The organism is Pigmentiphaga sp. H8 (assembly GCF_003854895.1).
GTDB lineage: Bacteria > Pseudomonadota > Gammaproteobacteria > Burkholderiales > Burkholderiaceae_B > Pigmentiphaga.
Window position 1 is genome coordinate 2,469,348 of sequence record NZ_CP033966.1, and the last position, 20,779, is coordinate 2,490,126.

At 67.6% G+C, this 20,779-nt stretch carries 19 protein-coding genes; 8 read left to right on the plus strand and 11 right to left on the minus strand.

Going from position 1 to position 20,779, the window contains the following annotated elements:
- Positions 1 to 116 precede the first annotated feature (116 nt).
- Positions 117 to 446 (plus strand): YegP family protein, encoded by a 330-nt coding sequence (locus EGT29_RS11760; protein ID WP_124689168.1) that lies wholly within the window; start codon positions 117 to 119, stop codon positions 444 to 446.
- Between the two features lie 339 nt (positions 447 to 785).
- On the plus strand, positions 786 to 1,478 hold the full coding sequence (locus EGT29_RS11765; RefSeq protein ID WP_124689169.1) for a phytanoyl-CoA dioxygenase family protein: 693 nt from the start codon (positions 786 to 788) through the stop codon (positions 1,476 to 1,478).
- 10 nt (positions 1,479 to 1,488) lie between these two features.
- Here EGT29_RS11765 and EGT29_RS11770 read toward each other — a convergent pair whose 3' ends face one another.
- The 9 genes from EGT29_RS11770 to EGT29_RS11810 all read right to left on the minus strand — a co-directional run bounded on the left by EGT29_RS11770 (position 1,489) and on the right by EGT29_RS11810 (position 13,192).
- Entirely contained in the window at positions 1,489 to 2,472 is a 984-nt protein-coding gene (locus tag EGT29_RS11770) for a tripartite tricarboxylate transporter substrate binding protein (protein ID WP_124689170.1), read from the minus strand.
- 22 nt (positions 2,473 to 2,494) lie between these two features.
- Complete coding sequence (locus EGT29_RS11775; protein WP_124689171.1) at positions 2,495 to 3,874, minus strand: FAD-dependent oxidoreductase; 1,380 nt, start codon at positions 3,872 to 3,874, stop codon at positions 2,495 to 2,497.
- A gap of 18 nt (positions 3,875 to 3,892) precedes the next feature.
- Positions 3,893 to 5,311 carry an FAD-dependent oxidoreductase gene (locus EGT29_RS11780; RefSeq protein ID WP_124689172.1) on the minus strand — a complete coding sequence of 473 codons (1,419 nt, stop codon included), beginning with the start codon at positions 5,309 to 5,311 and terminating at the stop codon, positions 3,893 to 3,895.
- 18 nt (positions 5,312 to 5,329) lie between these two features.
- Positions 5,330 to 6,295 (minus strand): tripartite tricarboxylate transporter substrate binding protein, encoded by a 966-nt coding sequence (locus EGT29_RS11785; RefSeq protein ID WP_161567794.1) that lies wholly within the window; start codon positions 6,293 to 6,295, stop codon positions 5,330 to 5,332.
- A 19-nt stretch (positions 6,296 to 6,314) separates the two neighbouring features.
- Positions 6,315 to 7,664 carry an FAD-dependent oxidoreductase gene (locus EGT29_RS11790; RefSeq protein WP_124689174.1) on the minus strand — a complete coding sequence of 450 codons (1,350 nt, stop codon included), beginning with the start codon at positions 7,662 to 7,664 and terminating at the stop codon, positions 6,315 to 6,317.
- Positions 7,665 to 7,750: 86 nt separating this feature from the next.
- Complete coding sequence (locus tag EGT29_RS11795; protein ID WP_161567795.1) at positions 7,751 to 8,605, minus strand: IclR family transcriptional regulator; 855 nt, start codon at positions 8,603 to 8,605, stop codon at positions 7,751 to 7,753.
- Positions 8,606 to 8,640: 35 nt separating this feature from the next.
- Complete coding sequence (locus EGT29_RS11800) at positions 8,641 to 10,629, minus strand: acyltransferase family protein (protein ID WP_124689176.1); 1,989 nt, start codon at positions 10,627 to 10,629, stop codon at positions 8,641 to 8,643.
- Between the two features lie 79 nt (positions 10,630 to 10,708).
- On the minus strand, positions 10,709 to 11,167 hold the full coding sequence (locus EGT29_RS11805) for a hypothetical protein (RefSeq protein WP_124689177.1): 459 nt from the start codon (positions 11,165 to 11,167) through the stop codon (positions 10,709 to 10,711).
- Between the two features lie 33 nt (positions 11,168 to 11,200).
- Positions 11,201 to 13,192 (minus strand): S8 family serine peptidase, encoded by a 1,992-nt coding sequence (locus EGT29_RS11810; protein WP_161567796.1) that lies wholly within the window; start codon positions 13,190 to 13,192, stop codon positions 11,201 to 11,203.
- A 147-nt stretch (positions 13,193 to 13,339) separates the two neighbouring features.
- Between EGT29_RS11810 and EGT29_RS11815 the strand changes: the two genes are divergently transcribed.
- Positions 13,340 to 14,704: a 3-deoxy-D-arabino-heptulosonate 7-phosphate synthase gene (locus EGT29_RS11815; protein WP_124689179.1), complete on the plus strand. Its 1,365-nt coding sequence runs from the start codon at positions 13,340 to 13,342 to the stop codon at positions 14,702 to 14,704.
- 21 nt (positions 14,705 to 14,725) lie between these two features.
- Here EGT29_RS11815 and EGT29_RS11820 read toward each other — a convergent pair whose 3' ends face one another.
- Positions 14,726 to 15,682, minus strand: coding sequence for a tripartite tricarboxylate transporter substrate binding protein (locus EGT29_RS11820; protein ID WP_124689180.1), 957 nt, complete (start codon positions 15,680 to 15,682; stop codon positions 14,726 to 14,728).
- 9 nt (positions 15,683 to 15,691) lie between these two features.
- Positions 15,692 to 16,504, minus strand: coding sequence for an amidohydrolase (locus tag EGT29_RS11825; protein WP_124689181.1), 813 nt, complete (start codon positions 16,502 to 16,504; stop codon positions 15,692 to 15,694).
- A gap of 117 nt (positions 16,505 to 16,621) precedes the next feature.
- Here EGT29_RS11825 and EGT29_RS11830 point away from each other — a divergent pair, with 117 nt between their 5' ends.
- From EGT29_RS11830 to EGT29_RS11850, 5 genes are all read left to right on the plus strand, one after another.
- Positions 16,622 to 17,509 carry a LysR family transcriptional regulator gene (locus EGT29_RS11830; RefSeq protein ID WP_124689182.1) on the plus strand — a complete coding sequence of 296 codons (888 nt, stop codon included), beginning with the start codon at positions 16,622 to 16,624 and terminating at the stop codon, positions 17,507 to 17,509.
- 175 nt (positions 17,510 to 17,684) lie between these two features.
- Entirely contained in the window at positions 17,685 to 18,281 is a 597-nt protein-coding gene (locus EGT29_RS11835; RefSeq protein ID WP_161567797.1) for a TetR/AcrR family transcriptional regulator, read from the plus strand.
- A gap of 130 nt (positions 18,282 to 18,411) precedes the next feature.
- The gene (locus EGT29_RS11840; protein ID WP_124689184.1) at positions 18,412 to 18,714 is read left to right on the plus strand and encodes a recombinase-like helix-turn-helix domain-containing protein; all 303 of its coding nucleotides are present in this window, start codon (positions 18,412 to 18,414) and stop codon (positions 18,712 to 18,714) included.
- A gap of 28 nt (positions 18,715 to 18,742) precedes the next feature.
- The gene (locus EGT29_RS11845) at positions 18,743 to 19,729 is read left to right on the plus strand and encodes an ABC transporter substrate-binding protein (protein ID WP_124689185.1); all 987 of its coding nucleotides are present in this window, start codon (positions 18,743 to 18,745) and stop codon (positions 19,727 to 19,729) included.
- Between the two features lie 12 nt (positions 19,730 to 19,741).
- Complete coding sequence (locus tag EGT29_RS11850; RefSeq protein WP_124689186.1) at positions 19,742 to 20,779, plus strand: aromatic ring-hydroxylating dioxygenase subunit alpha; 1,038 nt, start codon at positions 19,742 to 19,744, stop codon at positions 20,777 to 20,779.

A 20,779-nucleotide genomic window follows, 5' to 3' on the forward strand; every position in this document is an offset into this window, starting at 1 on the left:
TTCAGAAAATTGCGACGGACATGGAACGTATTACCATTGTCCGGTGTTTATGTATACGATGCCCAGAGCAGCACCGATCGACCATCAGATGAAAAACTCAGAAATTGGAGATTCCTATGAGCGGTTACTACGATTTGAAGCGTAGCGGTGATCAGTATATGTTCAATCTAAAAGCTGGCAATCACGAAACCATTCTTACCAGCGAGCGTTACACCACCAAAGCGAGCGCCTCGGGAGGCATTGAGTCGGTGCGCAAGAACTCCCCGAGCGACGCAAGATATCAACGCAAGACGGCGTCCGACGGTTCGCTCTATTTCACCTTGACAGGAGCAAATGGGGAAATCATCGGGCGTAGCGAGATGTACTCGAGCACGTCGGCACGGGATAATGGCATTGATTCGGTCAAGGCTAATGGGCCCACTCCCACCGTGAAAGACAATACTTGAGTGATTGCTGCGGCAGCGTTGGCTGCTTTTCGTGGGGCCGGCGTTGCCGCCGTGTTGATATGAATAAGCGTTGCGTGGCTGGAGCGGCGGGTGATGCGTTCAGAAAAAGCAGCTCGCGTTCGTGTAGCAGGATCGCGTACATGCCGAGGCAGATATGGCGATCAAGAACCCGCCGGATGTCAGCGATGACGATGCGCGCGATAGCTCCGCCGATCGGAGATGCCATGTATATGCTCGAAGCAGCCGAATAGACAGCGCACGTCCACAGGGCGGCATGCCTCCTTACCTGCATTGAGTGGCGAGAATGAGGACGTCGGTTCCTCCAGGGAATTGCTGCCAATGAAACCCGCTCAAGCCGATTTCTTCGCCGAGCAAGGCTACGTACGGTTGGAGGGCTTCCATCCGCGCAAGCGGATGATGGCTGTCCGGCAGAAGCTGCTTGATGAGCTCAAACGTGTGTCCGAGGGAAAGGGCATGCCTGCTTTGGTGCGTGGCCTCCCTGTCTTCCAGCAGATCGGCAAGCTGTCTTCGCTGGTCAGGCTGCCCGGCCTGCATGAATCGCTGGTCACGCGGGAATTGCTGGCCGAGGTGGCTCGACTGGCCGGACGAGCGCCGAACCTGGTCCAGGATGTCGAACTGCTGCTGTCGCCGCCCCGTCAGGGCGCCTGGACGCTGCAGGGTTTGAACTGGCATGTGGACGTGGCGGCGAAGCCGCCAGGCCGCTTGCCGGGGATACAGGCATTCTTCCTGCTCGACGACGTGGCCAGCGGCGGCGGGGGAACGTTGGCGCTGGCCGGATCTCATCGTGTCGATACGCGGCCGGATATGTCGTCATCACAGTTGCGCCGGATATTGAAAACGGCGGGGGGGCTGGAGCGCCAGCTTGATGACCTGGGGATCGGGATCGTCGAGATGTCCGGACGCGCAGGCGATGTCTTCCTCATGGACATGCGCCTGCTGCACACTCCGTCGGTCAATTCGACGCAGCAGGTGCGAATGATGGCGACCTCTCGCTGCTTTCTCGACCCCTGATGCCGCATGCTTATTCGATCTTGATGTTGGCCTTCTTGATCACCTCGCCCCACAGTCGATAGTCGTCCTTGATCATCTTCTCGAACGCAGCAGGCGGTCCGCCGATCTTCTCGGCTCCCAGCGCCGTCAGCCTCTGTTTGAATTCCGGGGTTTCCATCACCTGGTTGATGGCCTGATTCAATTTGGCGACGATGCCGTCCGGGGTGCCGGTGCGCGCCACGATACCGAACCACGAATACAGTTCGAAGCCCTTGATACCCTGTTCGTCCAGCGTGGGAACGTCGGGAAACTGAGGGGACCGTTTCAACGCGGTGACGCCCAGGGACCGCAGCCGTCCGGACTTCAGCAGCGGCTGCACCGAGAACTCGATGTCGAAGTGAACCGGCACGTCGCCCGCCACCAGCGCGACGTTGGCCGGTGCGGAACCCCGGTAGGGAATGTGCTGCATCTCTACGCCGGTAACCTGTTTGAACCGCTCCGTACCCAGGTGCGGCATGGTGCCTGAACCGCCGGAGCCGTAGTTCATCCGTCCGCCTTCTCGCTTGGCCAGGGCGATCAGGTCCTGGATGCCCTTGCCCGGAAAGTCCGGCGCCACGGCCACCTGGTGCGGGCTTCGGAACACGCCGGCCACGGCGCGGAAGTCGCGCACGGGTTCGAAGTTCATGGAGGGGTAGAGCCATTTGCCGGTGGAGATGACGTTGCTGGCCATCAGTAGCGTGTAGCCGTCGGCGGGCTGGCCCAGCACGACTTCGCTGCCGATGATGGCGCCGGCGCCGGGCTTGTTTTCGACCACGACGGATTGCCCCAGCACCTTGCCCAGGCCTTCGGCAATGGACCGTGCGGTGGTGTCGGACGGGCCGCCGGCGGGGAAGGGCACGATCAGGCGGATGGGTTTGCTGGGATAGTCCTGTGCCAGCGCGGGGACGGCGCCGGCAGCCGTGATGGCCATCAGCACGGCCGTGGCCAGTGTCTTGCGTCGAACGATGTCGTGCATGGTTGTCTCCTTATCAATCCATTCAGGCGGGGCGAGCGTCGACCGCGTTTTGTTCCGCGTCGGCCACCGCCTCGTCGGCCGATATCAGGGCGCCCTGGCTGCGCAGCACCTGGCGCAGCGAGTCGATGGCGGGGTTCTCCAGGGTGCCCTGGCCGCTGGCCGCCAGGGCGGCGTAGGCGCCGGCGGCATGGCCCAGGCACATGGCGGTGCCCATGTGGCGGGCACCGCCGTTGGCCTCGCGCGTGGCGGAGATGGCCCGGCCGGCCACGACGATGCCTTCGATGGACTGGGGCAGCAGGCAGGCCAGGGGGATCTCGAAAGGGGCGGGCGGCATCCACAGGTCGACGCCGGTGCCGCCGGCTTCGTGCAGGTCCATGGGACCGGCGCCCAGGGCGACGGCATCGGCAAAGCGTTTGCCGCCGACGATGTCGTCGGTCGTCAGGGTGTGGCGGCCGACGATGCGGCGTGTCTCGCGTATGCCCACGCGTTCGGCGATGCCGGCGAGCACGGATCTTTCGAAGCCGGGAACGTGTTCGCGCAGGAAGGGCACGATGGTCTTGATCTGTTGCCGCCCGATCTGTTCGGCCCGCGTCAGTTCGGCGCCGTCCAGCGCGTCGATGCCGTGGATGCGGCTCATCAGGCAGATGGCGTCGGTGTCGCCGGGCGTGCTGCAGAAGGACAGGCTTTCCCAGGCGAGCTGGCCGCGCCGCAATCCATCCAGGGCGATGGCGCGCTTGCGCTCGCGCGGGATGGCGCGGAAGGCGCGCACGTCCACGTTGGACATGCGGAACACCAGGGTCAAGGGCTGGCGTTTGTCGCGCAGTTCGGGTTCTTCGCCCACGCAGGGGACGCCGGCCGCGGCGGCGATGACGGCATCGCCGGTGGCATCGACCAGCATGCGCGAGCGCAGGGCGCGGCGGCCGGATACGTTTTCCAGCAGCAAGCCGGCCACGCGGCCGTCTTCCATCAGCGGCCCGACGACGCGCGAGTGCAGGAGCACGTCCACGCCGGCTTCGCGCGCCATGTCGTCGGCCACGATCTTGACGACTTCCGGATTGAAGGGGAGGTTGGTGATGGTGACGGGGTTGGCGCTGGCCTCGGCCAGGGTATAGCGGCGGAAACCGTCGCTGCCGCCGGCGGCTTCGATGCGCTGCGTGAGTTCGAAGCCCAGGCCGCCCACGCAGCGCACGGTGCCGTTGAACAGGCCGATGTACTGCGCGACCATGCCGGAAGTCGCGGTGCCGCCCAGGCAGCCGGCGCGCTCAATCAGCGCCACGCGCGCGCCGCCCCGGGCCGCCGCGACGGCGGCGATCAGGCCGGAGGCGCCCCCGCCCGCGACGATGACGTCATAGTGGTCGAGTACGGGCGTGTTCAGGGTTTCGGTAATGACCGAAGCATTCATGTCGTGTCTCCTTGCGGATCAGAAGGGCAGCGGCTCGGTCCAGCGCAACTGCTTGGGGCTGACGCCTTCGCGGACGGCGCGCGCGGCGGCGTGGCCGGCCACTTCGCCGGTCTGGCAGCACCAGGGGAAGTTGCGCATGACCATGAAGATGGTCTCGAAGGTGAAGGACAGCGAGGCGCCGGTCAGCAAGAGGTTGTCCACTTCCTTGGGCAGGAAGCAGCGGTAGGGCACCTCGAAGCTGTACTTCGTGTACTGGTCCCAGAAGAAGGTCTTGGTCATGGGGCGCGTCACGGCGTCGGGGAAGCGCCGCTGCTCGCGCGCGTCGTCGATGGAGAACACGTATTCGCCGATGGGATGGCGGCCGTCCCGCACGCCCACGTAGCGGCCGACGTGGGAGATGAAGGCGTCCTGGAAGCCCGGCACGTATTTGCGCAGGAAGGCGGCCTCGATATCGATCAGGCGGCGCAGCTCGCGCTTGGCGCGCGAGGCGTGCTCGGTGTCCTCGTCCATGTGCAGCGCCCACTCGTAGGGCACGTTCTGCCACAGGATGAAGGTGCCCGGACCCTGGATGGGGCTCATGTCCACCGTCGGGTGGCCGATGTAGTGGTCGCCGTAGACGCCCTGGTCGGCCAGGCGCGGGCGATACAGTTCGGGCGGGATGTCGCCGGCCGCGCGCGCCGCGTTGATCAGCTTGCTCAGCGCCGGGTCGTTCTCGCGCTTCTGGTAGGCGGCGGTCCGGGCGAAGTCGATGCCGCTCATGATCCACAGCAGGCCGCCGGGTATGGGGCGCTCCTGGGCATCCCTGGCCACGGTCTCGGGCTGCCGTCCGCCGCCGCGCACGAAGGGAGCGCCGGCACGCGCCACCACTTCCGCGGTACCGCTGCCCTCCACGAAGACGCGGCCCCCGATGGCCTGGCGGCCTTGCACCGTTTCGATGATGGCGTGGGTGATGCGGCGCTGATCGCCCTCGGCCTGCATCTCGACGTCCACGAAGGCGGCGCCGTAGATGGCGTGCACGCCGGCTTCGTCCAGCATGCGCAGCATGATGTTGCCCGCGGCATCGGGGTTGAAGGAGGCGCGCCGGAAGGGCGAGCCCGGCTCCAGGTAGTGGTCGTAGTGGGACAGCGCGTTGCCGGCCCAGTCGGGCAGGTCCTTTTCGGTAACGGTGTAGATGGCGCCGGCCGAGGCGAAGCGCTCCATCAGTTCGGTATGGATGCCGCCGACGCCGGTATTGGCGGCGCCCTGGAGCCCGGAGGTGTGGACCCCGCCCGGCATGTCGAACTTCTCGACGAGGACCACGCTGCAGCCTTCGCGGCGCGCGCGCAGCGCCGCCGCGAAGCCGCCCGGCCCCGCGCCGATGACGACGACGTCGGCCTGCGCCACGATCGGCACGCCCTGGGCGGTGCAGCCCTGGGGCTGGTTGCTACGGCTTTTCACTTCTCGTTCTCCGTTTCGCTATTCGGCGGTGATCTTGTTGTCGATGATCACGGGTTTCCAGCGCGCCAGTTCTTCCCGCATGAAGGCCTTGAACTGCGCGGGCGTACCGGGCGCGGGTTCCATCAATTGCTGGCGCAGCAACTCAACCACCTGGGGCTGGCGCAGCACCTCGCCGATCGACGCGCTGATGCGCGCGGCCAGCGCGGGGGCCATGCCGCCGGGCGCGACGAAGCCCATCCAGGCGCTGCCGACGATCTCGGGGTAGAACTCCCGCAGGGCCGGCACCTCGGGCAGCAGCGCCGCGCGTTCGGCGGTGGAGACGGCAATGGGCACCACCTTGTCGCCGCGCACCTGCGCCATCGTGGCCTGGGCGGGCAGGCAGCCCATCTGCACCTCGTCGGTCATCACGGCGGTGGTGGCCTGGACCGCGCCGGCATACATGATCGGGACGATCTGCGTGCCGCTCTTGTTGGCCAGCAGGGTCATGACCAGATGGCCCAGCGAGCCGTTGCCCACGTACGAGTAGTTGTATTTGCCGGGATTTTTCTTCAGCACGTCGACCAGTTCCGGCACGGTCTTGACGCCCAGCGCCTTGGACGCGATCAGCAGGCAGGGCTGGTGCACGCCCAGCGTCAGCGGCGTGAGGTCCTTGTCCGGGTCGTAGGCCATGCTCTTGTAGAGCAGGGGGTTGTGCACCAAGGGGCCGGCGATGCTGACGCCGAAGGTGCTGCCGTCCGGGTGGGCGCGGGCGACCAGCGTGGTGCCTATCATGCCGCCGGCGCCGGGCCGGGAATCGACGATGAAGGGGGTGCCGAATTTTTTCTGCAAGCCTTCGGCGACGACGCGCGCCACGGTGTCGGTGGTCGTGCCGGCGCTGAAGGGGTTGATCACCGTGGTGGCGCGGCTGGGCCAATCCTGGGCGGCCGCCACGGTGGCCGTGGCCAGCAGGGCGAGGCAGGCGGTGGCTTGTCGTGTTCTTTTCATGGATGTCTCCTGGGAAATCTCAGGCGGGCGGGTTCTGGGGCGCGACCTGCTCGCGGCGGAAAAGGGCATGGGCCTGTGCCAGGCGCTGCTGTACTTCCGAGGCGGGAACGTCCGAGGGGCGGCGGCCGCTGGCTGCGGCGATGGCGCCCAGCGTGCCGACCGCCTGTCCCATCGCCATGGAGGTCGCCATGTGGCGCGCGCCGGCCATGGCCTCGCGGGTCGCGCTCAAGGTGCGGCCGCATACCAGCAGGCCTTCCACGTCCACGGGCAGCAGCGCGCGCAGCGGTATCTCGAAGGGCTGGGGCGGCGCATACAGGCGGATGCCGGTGCCGCCCGGCTGGTGGCGGTCCATGGGGCCGGCGCCCAGGGCGATGGCATCCTCGAAGCCACGCGCCTGCATGATGTCTTCTTCGCTTAGCGTGTACCGGCCTTCGATGCGGCGCGTCTCGCGCACGCCCACGCGTTCGGCGACATCGGCCAGGACGGCGTGCTCGAAGCCGGGAATCTCGCGCCGCAGGAAGCCCACGATGCTGGCGATCTGCCGGCGGCCTTCCTGTTCGGCGCGCGAGGCGTCGCGCGCATCCAGCGCGTCGACGTCCTGGATGCGGCTCATCAGGCAGATGGCGTCGGTACCGCCCGGGGTGCTGACGAAGGACAGGCTTTCCCAGAACAGTTCGCCGCGCCGCAAGCCGTCCAGCACCCGGGCTCGGCGCTCGTCGGAAGGCACCGCCCTGAAGCGTGGCACGTCCACGTTCGACAGCCGGAAGGACAGCGTGCAGGGCTGGCGCTCGCCGCCGTCGTCCTTGGACGGCACGCCGGCGCTGGCGCACACCAGCGCGTCGCCGGAGGCGTCCACCACCACCGGCGCGAGCAAGGCCAGGCGGCCCTGTACGGTCTCGACCGTGACGCCGGTGATGGCGCCGTCCCGCGTCAGCGCGCGCGCGAAGCTCGTATGCAGCAGCACCTCCACGCCCGCTTCGCCGACCGCGCCGTCGAGCACCCATTTCACCGTTTCGGGATTGAAGGGCAGCACGCGCAGCGGGAACGGCGTGCCGGCGGCTTCGCCCATCACGTAGCGGTGGAAGCCGTCCGAGCCGCCGGCGGCCTGCACGCGCTCGGCCAGCTCGAACGGGATGCCGCCGACCACGCGCGTCTCGCCGTGGAAGAACGCGACCCATTGGGCCACGAGATTGGCGGTGGCGGCGCCGCCCAGGCAGCCGCCGCGCTCGACCAGCAGCGTGCGTGCGCCGGTGCGCGCCGCCGCGATGGCTGCCACGGTGCCGGAGGCGCCGCCGCCGACGACGATGACGTCATAACGGCCCGCGATGGGCGTGTTCAGGGTTTCCTGGATGGTGGCGGGGTGCGGCATGCATGTCTCCTGGGCACCCTGGGCGGGTGCCTCCTGTCATGCCGTGCAGTGTTGCGCTCAGCGCCGCCTGCCGCCAGAGGGTGTTCTCATATGTGAACACTTTTCGCTTCGGCGGACCGGGTCTTGTCCATGGCCGCCGTGATTTTCGCGGCGGCGCTGCGCAGGGCCAGTTCCAGCTTCGGCTTGCGCGTGTCGTCCAGGCGGCTGGCCGGCAGGGCGAAGCCCAGGGCCGCCAGCGCGCGTCCATGCACGTCCAGGACAGGCACGGCCAGCCCCACGATGCCGACCGTGAATTCACTGAAGGACCAGGCCACGCCTTCCTCGCGGACCTGGTGCAGTTGCCGCCGCAGGACCGCCGCCGAGCGTATCGTCTGCTCGGTGCGCGGTTGCAGCCTGACGCGCTGGAGATAGGCTTCGCGCTCGGCCGGCGGCAGCCACGCCAGCAGCACCTTGCCCGCCGAGCTGGCGTAGAGCGGCTGCATGACGCCCACGTGCACGGAATACAGCACGGCCTTGGGCGACTGCGAGGACGCGATGCGCTCGGCCATGTCGTTGCGCAGCACGCTGAGCCCGGCCGATTCCCCGGTGTCGTGCGTAAGCCGCTGCAGCCACGGCTCGCTGGCGCGCAGCAGGTCGCGATTGTGCGCGCCGCGCCGCGCGAGCGCGTAGGCGCCTTCGCCCAGCTGGAACTGCTGCGTATCCTGCAATTGCTCGATGTAGCCGCGGCCGACCAGATTGTGCAGCAGCGCGGTCAGGCTGCTTTTCGGGACGCCGGTGCGCCGCGCGATTTCGGCATGCGTCATGGCCCGGCCCGTGCTGGCCAGCAGCTCCAGCAGATCGAGGGCGCGGTCCGCCGATTTGACGCCGGACCGGGCGGGGGCGGGTTGGCCGCGCGCGGTCGAGGCCACGCGGCGCGGCTTGGACGCAGGGGTGGGGTTCACCCGGGGGATTGTAGGGCAGGGTGCCGAAGCGCCTGTCAAGGCATCGCCATGGGTCCGCCGAGGCTTGCGGACGGCCTGTCCGTCAGCGTTTCCAGGAACGCATCGAAGTCCGGCGCGCTGCCCGCGGCCGCCAGCACGTAGTCCGCGGACTGCTGCGCCCCCAGGATGCTCAGGTGGTTGTCGTCCACCATCAAGGGCACGTGGTCGCGGGTCTGGTAGCTGTCCCTGAACAGCATCGACCGGGTCAGGATGTACAGGTTCGGCTTGTCCTTGGCGTAGGCGTCCAGCGCGCGGTGCGCGTCCACGTTCATCGCGTCGTGGGTGGCGGGCACCCGGTCCGCGGAAAACGCCAGGCCCAGCAGCAGGCTTCGTTCATAGGCCGACCGGAGATTCTTGTCGAAGCGCTTCGGGGCTTCCATGATGACGATCTTCCTGTCCAGGCGGTTCATGGATTCCAGCGTGTCCAGCATCGAGTCCATGAGCCCCCGCTTGTACACCGGCCCCCAGTTCCCGGCCAGGAGGATGTAGTCGTACCGTGCCAGGTTGTCCTTCACGTAGGCCCTGTCCAGCAGACACTGTTCGTAGGCCTTGTGCGAGGTCGGGCCGATGAATGCCTTGCCCAGGGTCGGGAAGCACCAGCTCGTGGCGACGACATGCACGTTCAAGTGGAAATGCTTGCCGACCTTGTCCCAGAACGGCAGGTTGTGGCCGGCGAAGGAGTCGCCGAACAGCAGCGCGGTCTTGGGCGCGCCGGCCTCGCCCACGTGGCAGTCCAGGCCTTGCTCGCCGACTTCCAGGGTCTTGACCGCATCCAGGCTGTAGAAGCACCAGCCGGTGGCGGGTAGCGGCATGGACATGAGCAGCGCCTTGTCGGGGCTGATTCTTCCGGCCAGTCTTTCCGGAAATCCTTCCTGGCCGGCCGTGTAGAGGCTGGCGGCGACCAGGCAGGCCACGGGCAGGGCGATGACGGCGAATTGCCGGGCTTGCGGGTGTCGGACCAGCGATTGCCGGCTGGTGTTTTCGACCAGCTTCCAGGACAACCATCCGAGCGCCAGGCTCAGGACGATGGCCGCGACCATGGGCGCGGGCTGGCCCTGGGTGCCCGTATAGATCAGCGCCACGCACAGCGGCCAATGCCAGAGATAGAGCGAATAAGAGGTCTTGCCCAGCCACTGGGCGGCCGGCGTCGCGCTGAGCGGGGAGTCGTCGTTCTCGGCCAGGATGACCAGCGCCGTCCCCAGCACGGGAACGATGGCCTTCCATCCCGGCCAGAGGCCGGCGCCATCGAACGCGGCGATGCTGGACACGATCATCAAGAAGCCCAGAGCTTCCAGGATCCTGTTGCCGCCGCGGGCCAGCGGGTTCCTGTCCTGGTACAGGTAGACCAGGCCGCCCGCCAGCATTTCCCAGGCCCGGGTGGGCAGGAGGTAGAAGGCGGCGCTGGCTGCCCTGGGGGTGAAGGCCACGGACAGGAGGAACGATGCGGCGAACCCGGCCAGGACGGCCAAACCCAGAAACTTCCTGCCAGGGCGGATTTTCCAGACGAGCAGCAGCGCGAGCGGCAGGGCCAGGCAGAACTGCCATTCCACCGAAAGCGACCAGGTGTGAAGCAGGAGTTTTTCATGGGCCTGGGCGTCGAAGTAGCCGGCCTCGCGCCAGAACTGCACATTCGACAGGAACAGCAGCGCGGCGGCGGCATGGGTGGCCAGTTGCGCGTAGTCCAGGGGGCCGAGGAAGAACCCGCCCGCCGCGAGCAAGGCCGCGCACAGTACCGCCAGCGCGGGCAGGATCCGCCGGGCGCGGGCAAGGTAGAAGTCCAGGACATCGAACGTCCAGGACCTGATCCCGCCCGGCCGCTCCATTTTCCCGACGACGATGCCGGTCATCAGGAAGCCGGAAATCACGAAGAAGACGTCGACGCCGACAAAGCCGCCTTCGAAGCCGGGGACGCCGAAGTGGTACAGGACGACGGCAACGACGGCCCAGGCGCGCAGGCCATTGATGTCTTTTCTGAAACGGTTCAAGGCGGTCCCTGGTCGAGCGGATGCGGTTTTCCGCCCGAACTGTACGCGAAATCGGACTCAGGGACCGCGGGGCAGAACGTCAATAGGGTTGCGGCCGGGTGAACAATATCGGCAGACCTACTTGCGCGGAGGGCAGCGCGGCCTTGAGCGCACGCAGCGCTTCGACCGCCTGGGCGAAGTCGGCATAGGTCGATACCGTGATGCCCGTTGCCTCGTAGCGCTTGACCGAAACGGGGCGCGGCTGCGTCTGTTCGATCAGGGCCTGGACGCCGGCGGACGCCTGGGCCACGACGACTTCGTTGGCGCTTTTGCCGACCACCCCTTGCTCGTTGAGCACCAGGGTGTCCTGGCTATCCGAATACTGGGGCGGGATCACCCGGATGCGGCTGCCGTCGATGTCGTAGACGGGCAGGGCGCCCCACTGGGCGATCTGCGACTTGGGAAGCTTCTGCCCCGGTGTCAGGGCAAACGCCGCGCCGCTGGCTAGCGCCAGCGACATGCCGATCAGCCCGATGTAGCGTCGAAAACTCTTTTTCATGTGTCGGATTCCTGGAACGGGTGGCGGCCTGGCTTATTGGGCGATGACGCGGGCTTCGACGACGAGTCTGAAATTCCGGTCGGAGCCGTCGTCGTTCGTCGAGGGGCAGGGCTCGGACAGGCGCTTGCGGGGGTTGCCGTCGGGATCGCGATCGACCACGGTGATCTGCGTGTCGGAGTTCGAAGCGATGGCGAAGAATTCCCAGGCGCCTTGTGCGGCCTCTCCATGGAAAGCATAACTTCCCAGCGTATAGCGCCGGAACTCGTCCCAGCCGTCCGCCTTGAAGTGGTCGTTGGGCAGCTTCAGCAGGGAAACCGTGCCCCCGGGCGACCTGGCGGCGATGCCCAGCGAGCCCAGGCAGACTCCTTCGCCGGACAGGCGGACCTGGAGCTGGTCCACCGTTCGCGCATCGCCCTGGAATTTGCCCAGCGACGTGATGCGCCGGTAGGGGAAGGGACCGGTGCGGACGGTCGCGCCTTCGAGTTCGTCGAGGTCCACGTCCGGCGCCAGCTCGTTCAACTGCCAATAGGCCATGGGCCGGAACTCCGGTATCTGGACGTCGCCGGAACGGCTCAGGCCGGGATTTTCCTTGTACTTCAGCGCCAGGGCCACCGCCTTGGCGGCATCCGGCACGCCGAAGCCGTACCAGTTGGAGTACTCGTAGCCCGCGGCGTTCTTCTGCCAGCCCAGGTCCATGGGGAAGGCCGTGGCGCCGTCGTGGATGTCGGCGGGACCGCCGATGCGGTCGGTGGGCTTATTGGTGGCGAGATCCAGCAGGGCGCCGAAGGGCTTGTCGCCCCGGAAGGGAATGTGGCGGATGTAGTCGGCATCCACCTTGCGGGCGGAGACGCGCAGGATGTCGCGCACGTCGCGCCACGTAAGCGCCGGATTGGCGCTGAGCACCAGGGCGGCCACGCCCGCGAGGGTGGGGGTGGCGGCGGAGGTGCCGTTCATGTAGGTGTAGTCGCAATCGACGTTGTCGGGCTGGCCGTTGCGCACGGTCTGGCCGCGCAGGAAGGGCGTGCCCGCGCCGGCGCGGCTGTAGCCGTGGACGCAGCCGCGCAGGTCCGTCGAGAAGATGGTCGGGCCGTCGTCGCCGGCGCCCGGGCCCTCGCCATAGGTGCCCTGGCTGCCGTATTCGCCGCCCATGCCCGTGACCCACACCACCGAGCCCGAGCTGCTGTAGCTGCTGGCGCTGCCCTTGGCGTTCAGGGCCGCGATGGTGATGATGTTCGGTTCCAGGTTGGTCGTGTCGTTGGTGGGGTTGGTGCAGTCGAAATAGGCGGCCTCGATGCCGCACAGGCCCGGATCGAAGGAGTTCCCGGCGGCCTTGAGGAAGACGGCGCCCTTGCCGTCGCGCAATTTCTTCAGGCCCCGGATCGCCACGATGTTGCCGATGCCGGTATCGGATTCATACGGCATCGCGACCGTATCGGCGCCATACGAGGCGTTGAACACGTGCGCCTTACTGGACCAGGGCGCGCCGCCGTAGGCCTCGAATATCCTGCCTGGCTTGCTGATGAAGTTGGCGCCCCCCACGGTGGCCAGCGGCGCGATGCCCATGACGCCTTTCCCGTTCTGGGCCGCGGCGATGATGCCCGCGACGACGGTGCCGTGCGGAGCACTGTCGGGGGCGGCCAGATCGGGATAGGGATCGTTCGTTTCCGTCAGGAAATTCCACGACATGCCGAAATCGGCGTTGGGCGCCAGGTCTTCGTTGCGCAGGTCAGTGCCGGTATCCAGCACCAGCACGTTCACCCCCTGGCCCTTGACGCCCTGCCGATGGACCGCTTCGACGTTCAGGTCCAGCCCGCCGCCGAACACGGCGGCGAAATCCTTGAAATAGCTGGCGGCGTAGTTCAGCGCCCATTGGAAGGTGTAGAGCGGCTCGGTCTCGCCCGTCTTGCAGGCATAGGGACCGGTTTCCACGCAGGCCACGGGCTGGTCGCCGTTCGAACCGCTGCCGCCGCACGCGGCCAGCAGGGCGGCGACCAGGGGCAGCAGGGCAAAACGCACTGTTCTCATGTTCATGGGTCGTGAGAGGGATAATTGCCAGGCCATGGCGCGAGGGCACATGGATGAGCGTCGCGAACCGACCCCAATATTATGAGTCAAAACATTTCAAATGTGACCATATGATTCTTGATTTCAACGCATCGGCGTGAATGTCCGATGCTCGATGACATCCTGAAATCGGTCCCGCGCCGCTACGGCCTGCCGCCGGATGCGCTCTGGCTGCCCGGAAAACCCGCGGCCCATCCGTCGGCCGCGCTCGCGCTGGCCATCGAGCAGGCCCGCCGGGCCGCCGCGGATGGAGGGCGGCCGGACGCGAAGCTGGCACGGGCCTTCACCGGGGCGCTTGCTTGCCTGATCCGCGAAGCGATGCAACCGGGATCCGGCGACCCGGTCATCCAGGCCATGGTGTTCAGGCACCGCCATGCGCACGTGCGCGAATACGCCTCGCTGGTCGCGCGTGCGGGCCAGGACCGCCGGCAGGTCCGGGCGGCGGTCGATGCCGTGGCGCATCCGGCCCGGCTGCAACGCATGCCCGATGGGGCTGTGCGGGAAGCCCTGGCGCGATGGCGCGCCGCCGCTTCCCACGCGTCCTGGCGCGACGTCCATACGGCCCTGCCGCGCCTGCTGGCCAGGCCGGACATCGCCGGCGACACGCCGCTTCAGACCGGCTTGGCCAAGTTGCTGGACAACCCGGCCCTGGCTCGCCTGCAACGCCTCGACGCCTTGGCCTCGGACGAACTCGTGCGCCACTACCAAGCGCTCCGGGACCGGCATGGACCGCCCCCGGGAAGCGCCGCGGCCGTCGCGCAAGGCGGTATTTCGCAGAAACGCGGCAAGGCCGTCGAGGCGTCGGCCGCCCGTGCGCTCGGGGCGCTGGCCGAACGTCTGTGCAAGGAAGAACATGCCGAAGCGGCCTACCGGGTGGTGACGTCGATGCGGGTGCCGTCCTTGATACCGGCCAGCCACGAACACGCCAAGACCGAGTGGGACGCGGTCCTGCTGCGGCGCGCGCCGGAGGTGGAGGGCGAGCCGGCCTGGGACGTCCGCCTGCTGGTCGAAGCCAAGGCCTCCATCGAGGCGGCGACGACCGACCTTCCGCGGTTGCGGCGCGGTGTGCGCCTGTTGGCGCAGGCCGAGGAACACAGGGTCTATCCGTTCCAGGCCGGCGAAGGCACGGTGCATTTGCGCGGAGCGTCGCTGCGCGCGCTATCCGCCGACGAAGCGGGCCTGGCCCGTTCGGTGCTGTACTGCTGCGATGCGCCCGCCGAACCCACGCCGCGCCTGCTGGGCGCGGCCAGCCGCATGCAGTTGCTGTCGGCACCGGCCAGCCTGGCGTTCGCCGGCGCGCTGGAAGCAGGGCGCGACGCGGACCCGCGGGAGCTCGAACCGGTCTGGAACGAATTGCTGCATGCGCCGGGCTGGGCCGCGGTGCTGGAGCAATATCCGCGGCTGCGCCAGGTGCGCGGGCTGATGGTGCATGTCGACGACCTGATGGCCGCGATTGCCGGCAGGCCGCGCTGATCTTGCCGGCGATCGCGAACCTCAGTTCACGGTGATGCCGCTCTTCTTGACCACGTCCTGCCACTTCTGGATCTCCGCGCGGCGGAAGGTCTCGAGTTCGGCGGGGCTGGAGCCGACCAGTTCGGCCCCGATGCCTTCGAGCTTGGACTTGATGTCCGGATCCTTGAGCACGTCGGCCAGCGCGGCCGACATCTGGTCGACGATGGCCTTGGGAGTGCCGGCGGGCGCGAACACGGCGTTCCACTCGTAGGACGAGAAGCCCGGCACGCCGGATTCGGCGATGGTGGGAATCTGCGGCAGCACGGCCGAGCGCTTGTCGCCGCCGACCGCGATGGGCCGCAGCTTGCCGTTCTGGATGTGGGTCCACGCCGAGCCCAGGCTGGCGAACATGATGGGCACCTGGCCGGACATCACGTCGACCATGGCCGGGCCGCCACCCTTGTAGGCGACGTGGACGAGCGAGGTCCCGGCCATGACGTTGAACAGTTCGCCGGCCAGGTGTTGCGCCGACCCGGGGCCGGCCGAGGCGAAGTAGGCGGGGGTCTTGGACTTGCCGTTCCGGATCAGGTCCTGCACCGAGGCGATCTTGCCTTGCGGCGAGGTCACCAGCACATTGGGCACGCGCAGCAGCAGCGATACGGAGTCGAAGGCCTTGAGCGTGTCGAAGCTCATCTTGCTTTGCAGCGCGGGGTTCTGAGCGTGGTTGGAGGCATCGAGCATGAAGGTGTAGCCGTCGGGGGCCGAGCGGGCCGCGGCGGCGCCGCCGATCATGCCGCCGGCGCCGCCCTTGTTGTCGATGATGACCGACTGGCCGAGCCGGGCCGACAGCTTGGGGCCGATGATGCGGGCCACCGTGTCCACCGTGCCGCCGGGCGGATAGGTGACGATCAGGGTGACGGCTTTCTCGGGCCAGGCCGCGTGCGCGGCCGACAAGGGCAGGGCGAAGGCCAGGGTGGCCAGGACGGGAATGCGGATCATGGTGTCTCCTTAGAATGCAAAGCAGCGGCTCGGGTTGGCCGCGAGGATGCGCAGGCGTAGATCGATGTCGCCGATCCAGTCGGCGAGTGCCTGAAAGGTTTGCGCATAGGTCACGCCGGGGTGCTGGGTGTGGGGCCAGTCGCTGCCCCAGACCAGGCGGTCCGGTCCGGCATGCTCGACCAGCAGTCGCGCGGCCTGGCGCGCCGCCGGTCCGGCTGGCTCGGACCCGTTGCGATAGGCGCCCGAGAGCTTGACCCAGACGCCGTCGTCGCGGGCGGCCTCGAGCAGCCATCGGAAACCGGGGTCGGCCGCTCCCAGCGCGGGGGCGGGCCGGCCGAAGTGGTCCACCACCACGCGGCACTGCGCCGCGCGCAGCGGGCCGACGATAGCGGACAGGCGCGCCGCTTCCACGTGGACTTCGACATGCCAGTCCAGCGCCCGCAGGCACGCCAGCAAGCGGGGCCAGCCGCCTTGATCCAGCCGCGGCAGCGGCTGGCCGATCAGGTTCAGCCGGATGCCGACGATGCCGCCGCGCGCCAGCCGCTCCAGTTCGGCCGGCGCGGCATGCTCGTCCACGACCGCCACGCCCCGCAGGCGGTTCGGCGCCTGGCGGATGGCATCGAGCATGTAGCCGTTGTCCGTGCCCAGGAAGCTGGGCTGGATCAGCACGCCGGCCCCGAGCCCGTGCGCATCCAGGTGTCCGAGATAGTCCTCCAGCGGCGCATCGGCCTGCGGCGCGTAGCGGCGGCCCGGCGCCAGCGCCAGCGTACGGGCGAAGACATGGGCGTGGGCATCGATCAGCGGGGGCGTGGGGTCGGCCACGGGGAATCTCTCCAGAGTCGGGTCCGGCCGGGGGCGAGTGCCGGATTCGGGCCGATTCTAGGAAGGCTTGTTATATTTATCTATCCAGTAAATCATGTTTTTATATAAGGTTTTGTGATGGATATCCGGCGTCTGGAAGAGTTCATCGCGGTCCTGGATACGGGCAGCCTGAGCAAGGCAGCCGAGAAACTGGGCGTGGCCCAGCCGGCCCTGAGCCAGTCCCTGGCGCGGCTCGAACGCGAACTGGGCGTGAAACTGTTCCAGCGGTCGCGGCGCGGCGCCGAGCCCACGCCGGCGGCGCGGCAGATCGCCGAGGAAGTACGGCGCGGGGTCTTTCGCATCGTCAATGCCATCGATGCGGCCCAGGCGATCGCGGCGGGGCGGGCCGGGGTGCTGCGCGTCGGCCTGGTCTCCAGCGCGCTGATCGACATCCTGCCGCGCGCCTTGCGCGCCGTGCGCGACGAGGCTCCCGGCCTGCGCGTCGTGCTGCGCGAGATGAGCAACGCCGAACAGGCGCAGGCCTTGTCGCGCGGCGAGATCGACGTGGCGCTGGTGCACACGCCGGTGGCCCTGTCCGGGGTCATGCACGAGAAAGTGCTGATGCGCGAACGCCTGGTGGCGGCGGTGCCGGAAGACCTGTTGCCCGGCGGCCAGGACCGGGTGTCAATGGCGGACATCGCCCGCGCCGGCCTGGTGATGTTTCCGCACGAGCAATTACCCACCTTCTACGAGTCCGTCATGGACGCGTTTCGCAAGGAGGGCCTAGACGCGGAAATCGTGCAGGAGGCGAACCGGACCCTGACCGTGCTGGCCTGCGTGGCCGGCGGCTGCGGCATCGCGCTCCTGCCCAGCTGGATACGGTCGCTGGATTTCGCCGGCGTGCGTTATTGCGAGGTCGTGGACGGCGCGAGGCTGCCCAGCTTCGACGTCAGCGCCATCTGGCCCAAGCGCGCCGTGGCGGGGCTGGCGGACGATTTCGTGCGGGCGTGCGGGGCGGGACAGTAAGCGCGGGGCGCGTCACCAAGCCGCGCGGTAGTCCCGCGCAGGGGGCCGCCTGTCCGGCATCAATGACCGGTACACTGCGCGTTGCCGAGTCCCACCGACGACACGTATGCCTGATCCCTCGCCCCGCAAGAAGCCACGAATCAAGCGCTCCGCCGGCCATCCCACGGAGAGGACCATGGTGGGGAAGGCCGCGATCATCGACGCGGTGATCGCGCTGATGAAGACCAAGACGCCGCAGGAACTGAGCGTGCTCGAAATCGCCACGGCCGCCGGCGTCGACCCCGCCTTGATCCGGTATTACTTCACCAACAAGCAGGGCCTGATGCGCGCCGCGGCCACGCATATCATGGACCAGCTCCAGGCCAGGAGCCAGGTCATGCTGGGGCAGGATGCGCCGCTGGAAGCGCGGATCCGCAAGCGCCTGGTCCTGCTGATCGAAGCGCTGAAGGACAATCCGCGCTTCCTGCAACTGGTGCTCAACGAGATCTACAGCCACGTCGACACGCCCGAGCGCATCGACACGCTGCAAGGCGTGGCCTTGCGCGGCCTGGCGCTGAGCGAGGCGCTGCTGGTCGGGCGCGACGGCGATCCGCAGCTCGATGCCATCGACCCGCGTTTCCTGCATGTCGCCTTCCTGGGGCTGTGCACCTTCTTCGTCGATGCCCAGCCCATGCTCAAGGTGTTGTTCAACGGCGAGCCCGACGCCGAGGACCTGACCGGACGCTACCTGGATTTCGCCACGCGCCTCATCCTGCACGGCATCGTGAAGTAGGCGTTTTCGCTAGTCTGAAAATTCTTGACACCTTTTTTCGCGGTCGATAATCTGCTCTCTATTCCTAGTTTTAGGAATAGAAAAAACTCAATGCCAGCGCCGTTTCTGGCCGACTCATCGCGAGGAAGGTATGCCCGAGCAATTCAACGTCCACCTGAGCAGATGGAAGGGAAACGAGCCCAGTCCGCACGCGGGCCTGGGCATGGTGGAAGCCCCCGGTGAAGGGGTGAACCTTCGCTGGCAGAGCAGGGAATCGGCCCCCACCGATTACGAGAACGCGCTGGCCGATGCGATCGAAAGCGCCTACCTGGCCGGCGCCAGGACGTCGCAGCAGTTCGCCGATCACCTGAACGCCGCCGGCGTCGCCAACCTGTCGGGACGGGCCTGGAGCGCCGCGAGCCTGGAACAGGAAATGTCCCGCCTCGGCTACTAAGCCGCCCACGTCACCCAAGGAAGCCGCCATGAGCCTGCTGTCCGCCGCAAGAGCCGCCGCCTGTATCGCCGCCGTGTCCCTGATGCTCCCGCAGGCACGGGCGGAAAACCTCCGGGACGTGACCTATCTGCTGCCGGCCCCGCCCAGCCTGCCCGCGTTCGCGCCGTGGATGATCGCGCAGCAGAAGGGCTACTACGCGCAAGAGGGCCTGAAGATCAATTTCGTGGTCGGCAAGGGCGGCGCCGACGTCGCCAAGCAGGTGGGCGCGGGCAATGCGCCGCTGGGCGGCGGCGTGGGGGATACGCCCATCATCGTCCGGCCCAACGGCGTGCCGGTCAAGGCGGTGGCGGTACTGGGCGGCGCCTCGCTGATGCACCTGGCCATCAACCGCGCCGCCGCGCCGGGCGGGATCCCCGACCTGAAGGGCAAGACCATAGGCGCGATGTCCTACGCCGACACGACCTACTACGCGCTGCTGGGCATGCTGCGGGCGAACGGCGTGGCGAAGTCGGCGGTCGACATCCAGGCCAGCGGCCCTTCGGTCTGGCAGCTCTTCGCCGAACAGAAGATCCCCGCGCTGGCCTCGGTGCCGGAGTGGACGGTCAGCGCGCAGGAGGCGGGCGTGAAGGTCGAGCTGATTCCGGCGGACCGCTATTTCAAGAGCATGGCCCAGGCCATCCTGGCCTCGGACGAGACCATCAGGAAGGAGCCCGAGCTGATCCGCAAGTTCGTCAAGGCCACGCTGCGCGGCCTGGCCGACATCTCGCGCGATCCGGTCGCGGCCACGGCCGATTACGTCAAGGCGGTGCCGGGGTACCAGGGGCGGGAGAAGTACGTGGAGTCGGTCCTGCGGCTGTACAACGCCACCGTCTACCAGGGCCAGCCCCGGCTGGGCGCGATCGACCCGGACCGCGTCGCCACGCTCCAGGCGTTCTATCTGAACGAAGGCATCATCTCGCGCGCGGTCCCGCTGAACGATTTGTTCACGAACGACTTCGTGCCGGCGAAACAGTAGGAAGACATCCCCATGAACCCCATCGTCCAGGACGGCCTGGCCCTTGCCGCCGCGACCCGCGTGGAAACCGGCCTGCGCAACCTCTGGTACCCCGTCACGCCCAGCTATGCCGTGCGCGATACCCCGCTGGGCATCACCCGGCTTTCCGAGAACATCGTGCTGTGGCGCGATCGCGCCGGCACGGTGCGCGCGGTCGAGGATCGCTGCCCCCATCGCGGCGCCCGCCTGTCGCTGGGCTGGAACCTGGGCGAGCGCATCGCCTGCTGGTACCACGGCGTGGAGGTCGACGGCGAAGGCAAGGTGGCCGACGTGCCGGCGCTGGAAAGCAGCCAGCTCGTGGGCAGGAAATGCCTGCGGTCCTATCCAGTGGTGGAGTACGGCGGCGCCGTCTTCCTGTGGTTCGGGTCCATGGAGCACGGGCAGCCCAGGCCGTTCGCGCTGCCCGAGGAAATGACGAACGACGAGTACTCCGGCTTCCTGTGCATGCAGAACTGGAAGTGCAACTACCGCTACGCCATCGATAACGTGATGGACCTCATGCATGGGACCTATCTGCATTCGAACTCGCATTCGATGGCCGAGGGCGACAAGAAGGCGGAAATGGTCATCCGCCACACCGACTGCGGTCTGGTCTTCGAGAAGGTCGGCCAGCGCGGCGTGAACTTCGACTGGGTCGAGTTCGGCCACACGTCCTCGCTGTGGATCCGCCTGTCCGTTCCCTATCGTCCGCAGTATGGCGGCGGCGAGTTCTTCATCGTGGGCTTCGTCACGCCCGTCGACGACGGCAATTGCCAGGTGTACTTCTGGCGCATCCGCAAGTCCCAGGGCTTCGAGCGCAACCTATGGCGCTTCCTGTACCGCAACCGCCTGGAAGGCCTGCACTGGGACGTGCTGGAACAGGATCGCGTCGTCATCGAGAGCCTGGCGCGCCACGCGCGCAGCCAGGAGAACCTCTATTCCCATGATCTCGGTCTCGTGCGGGTAAGGCGCGTGATGGAGAAGCTGGCCAGGGAACAGGTCGAGGCCGAACAGGCCGCGGCGGTCCACTGA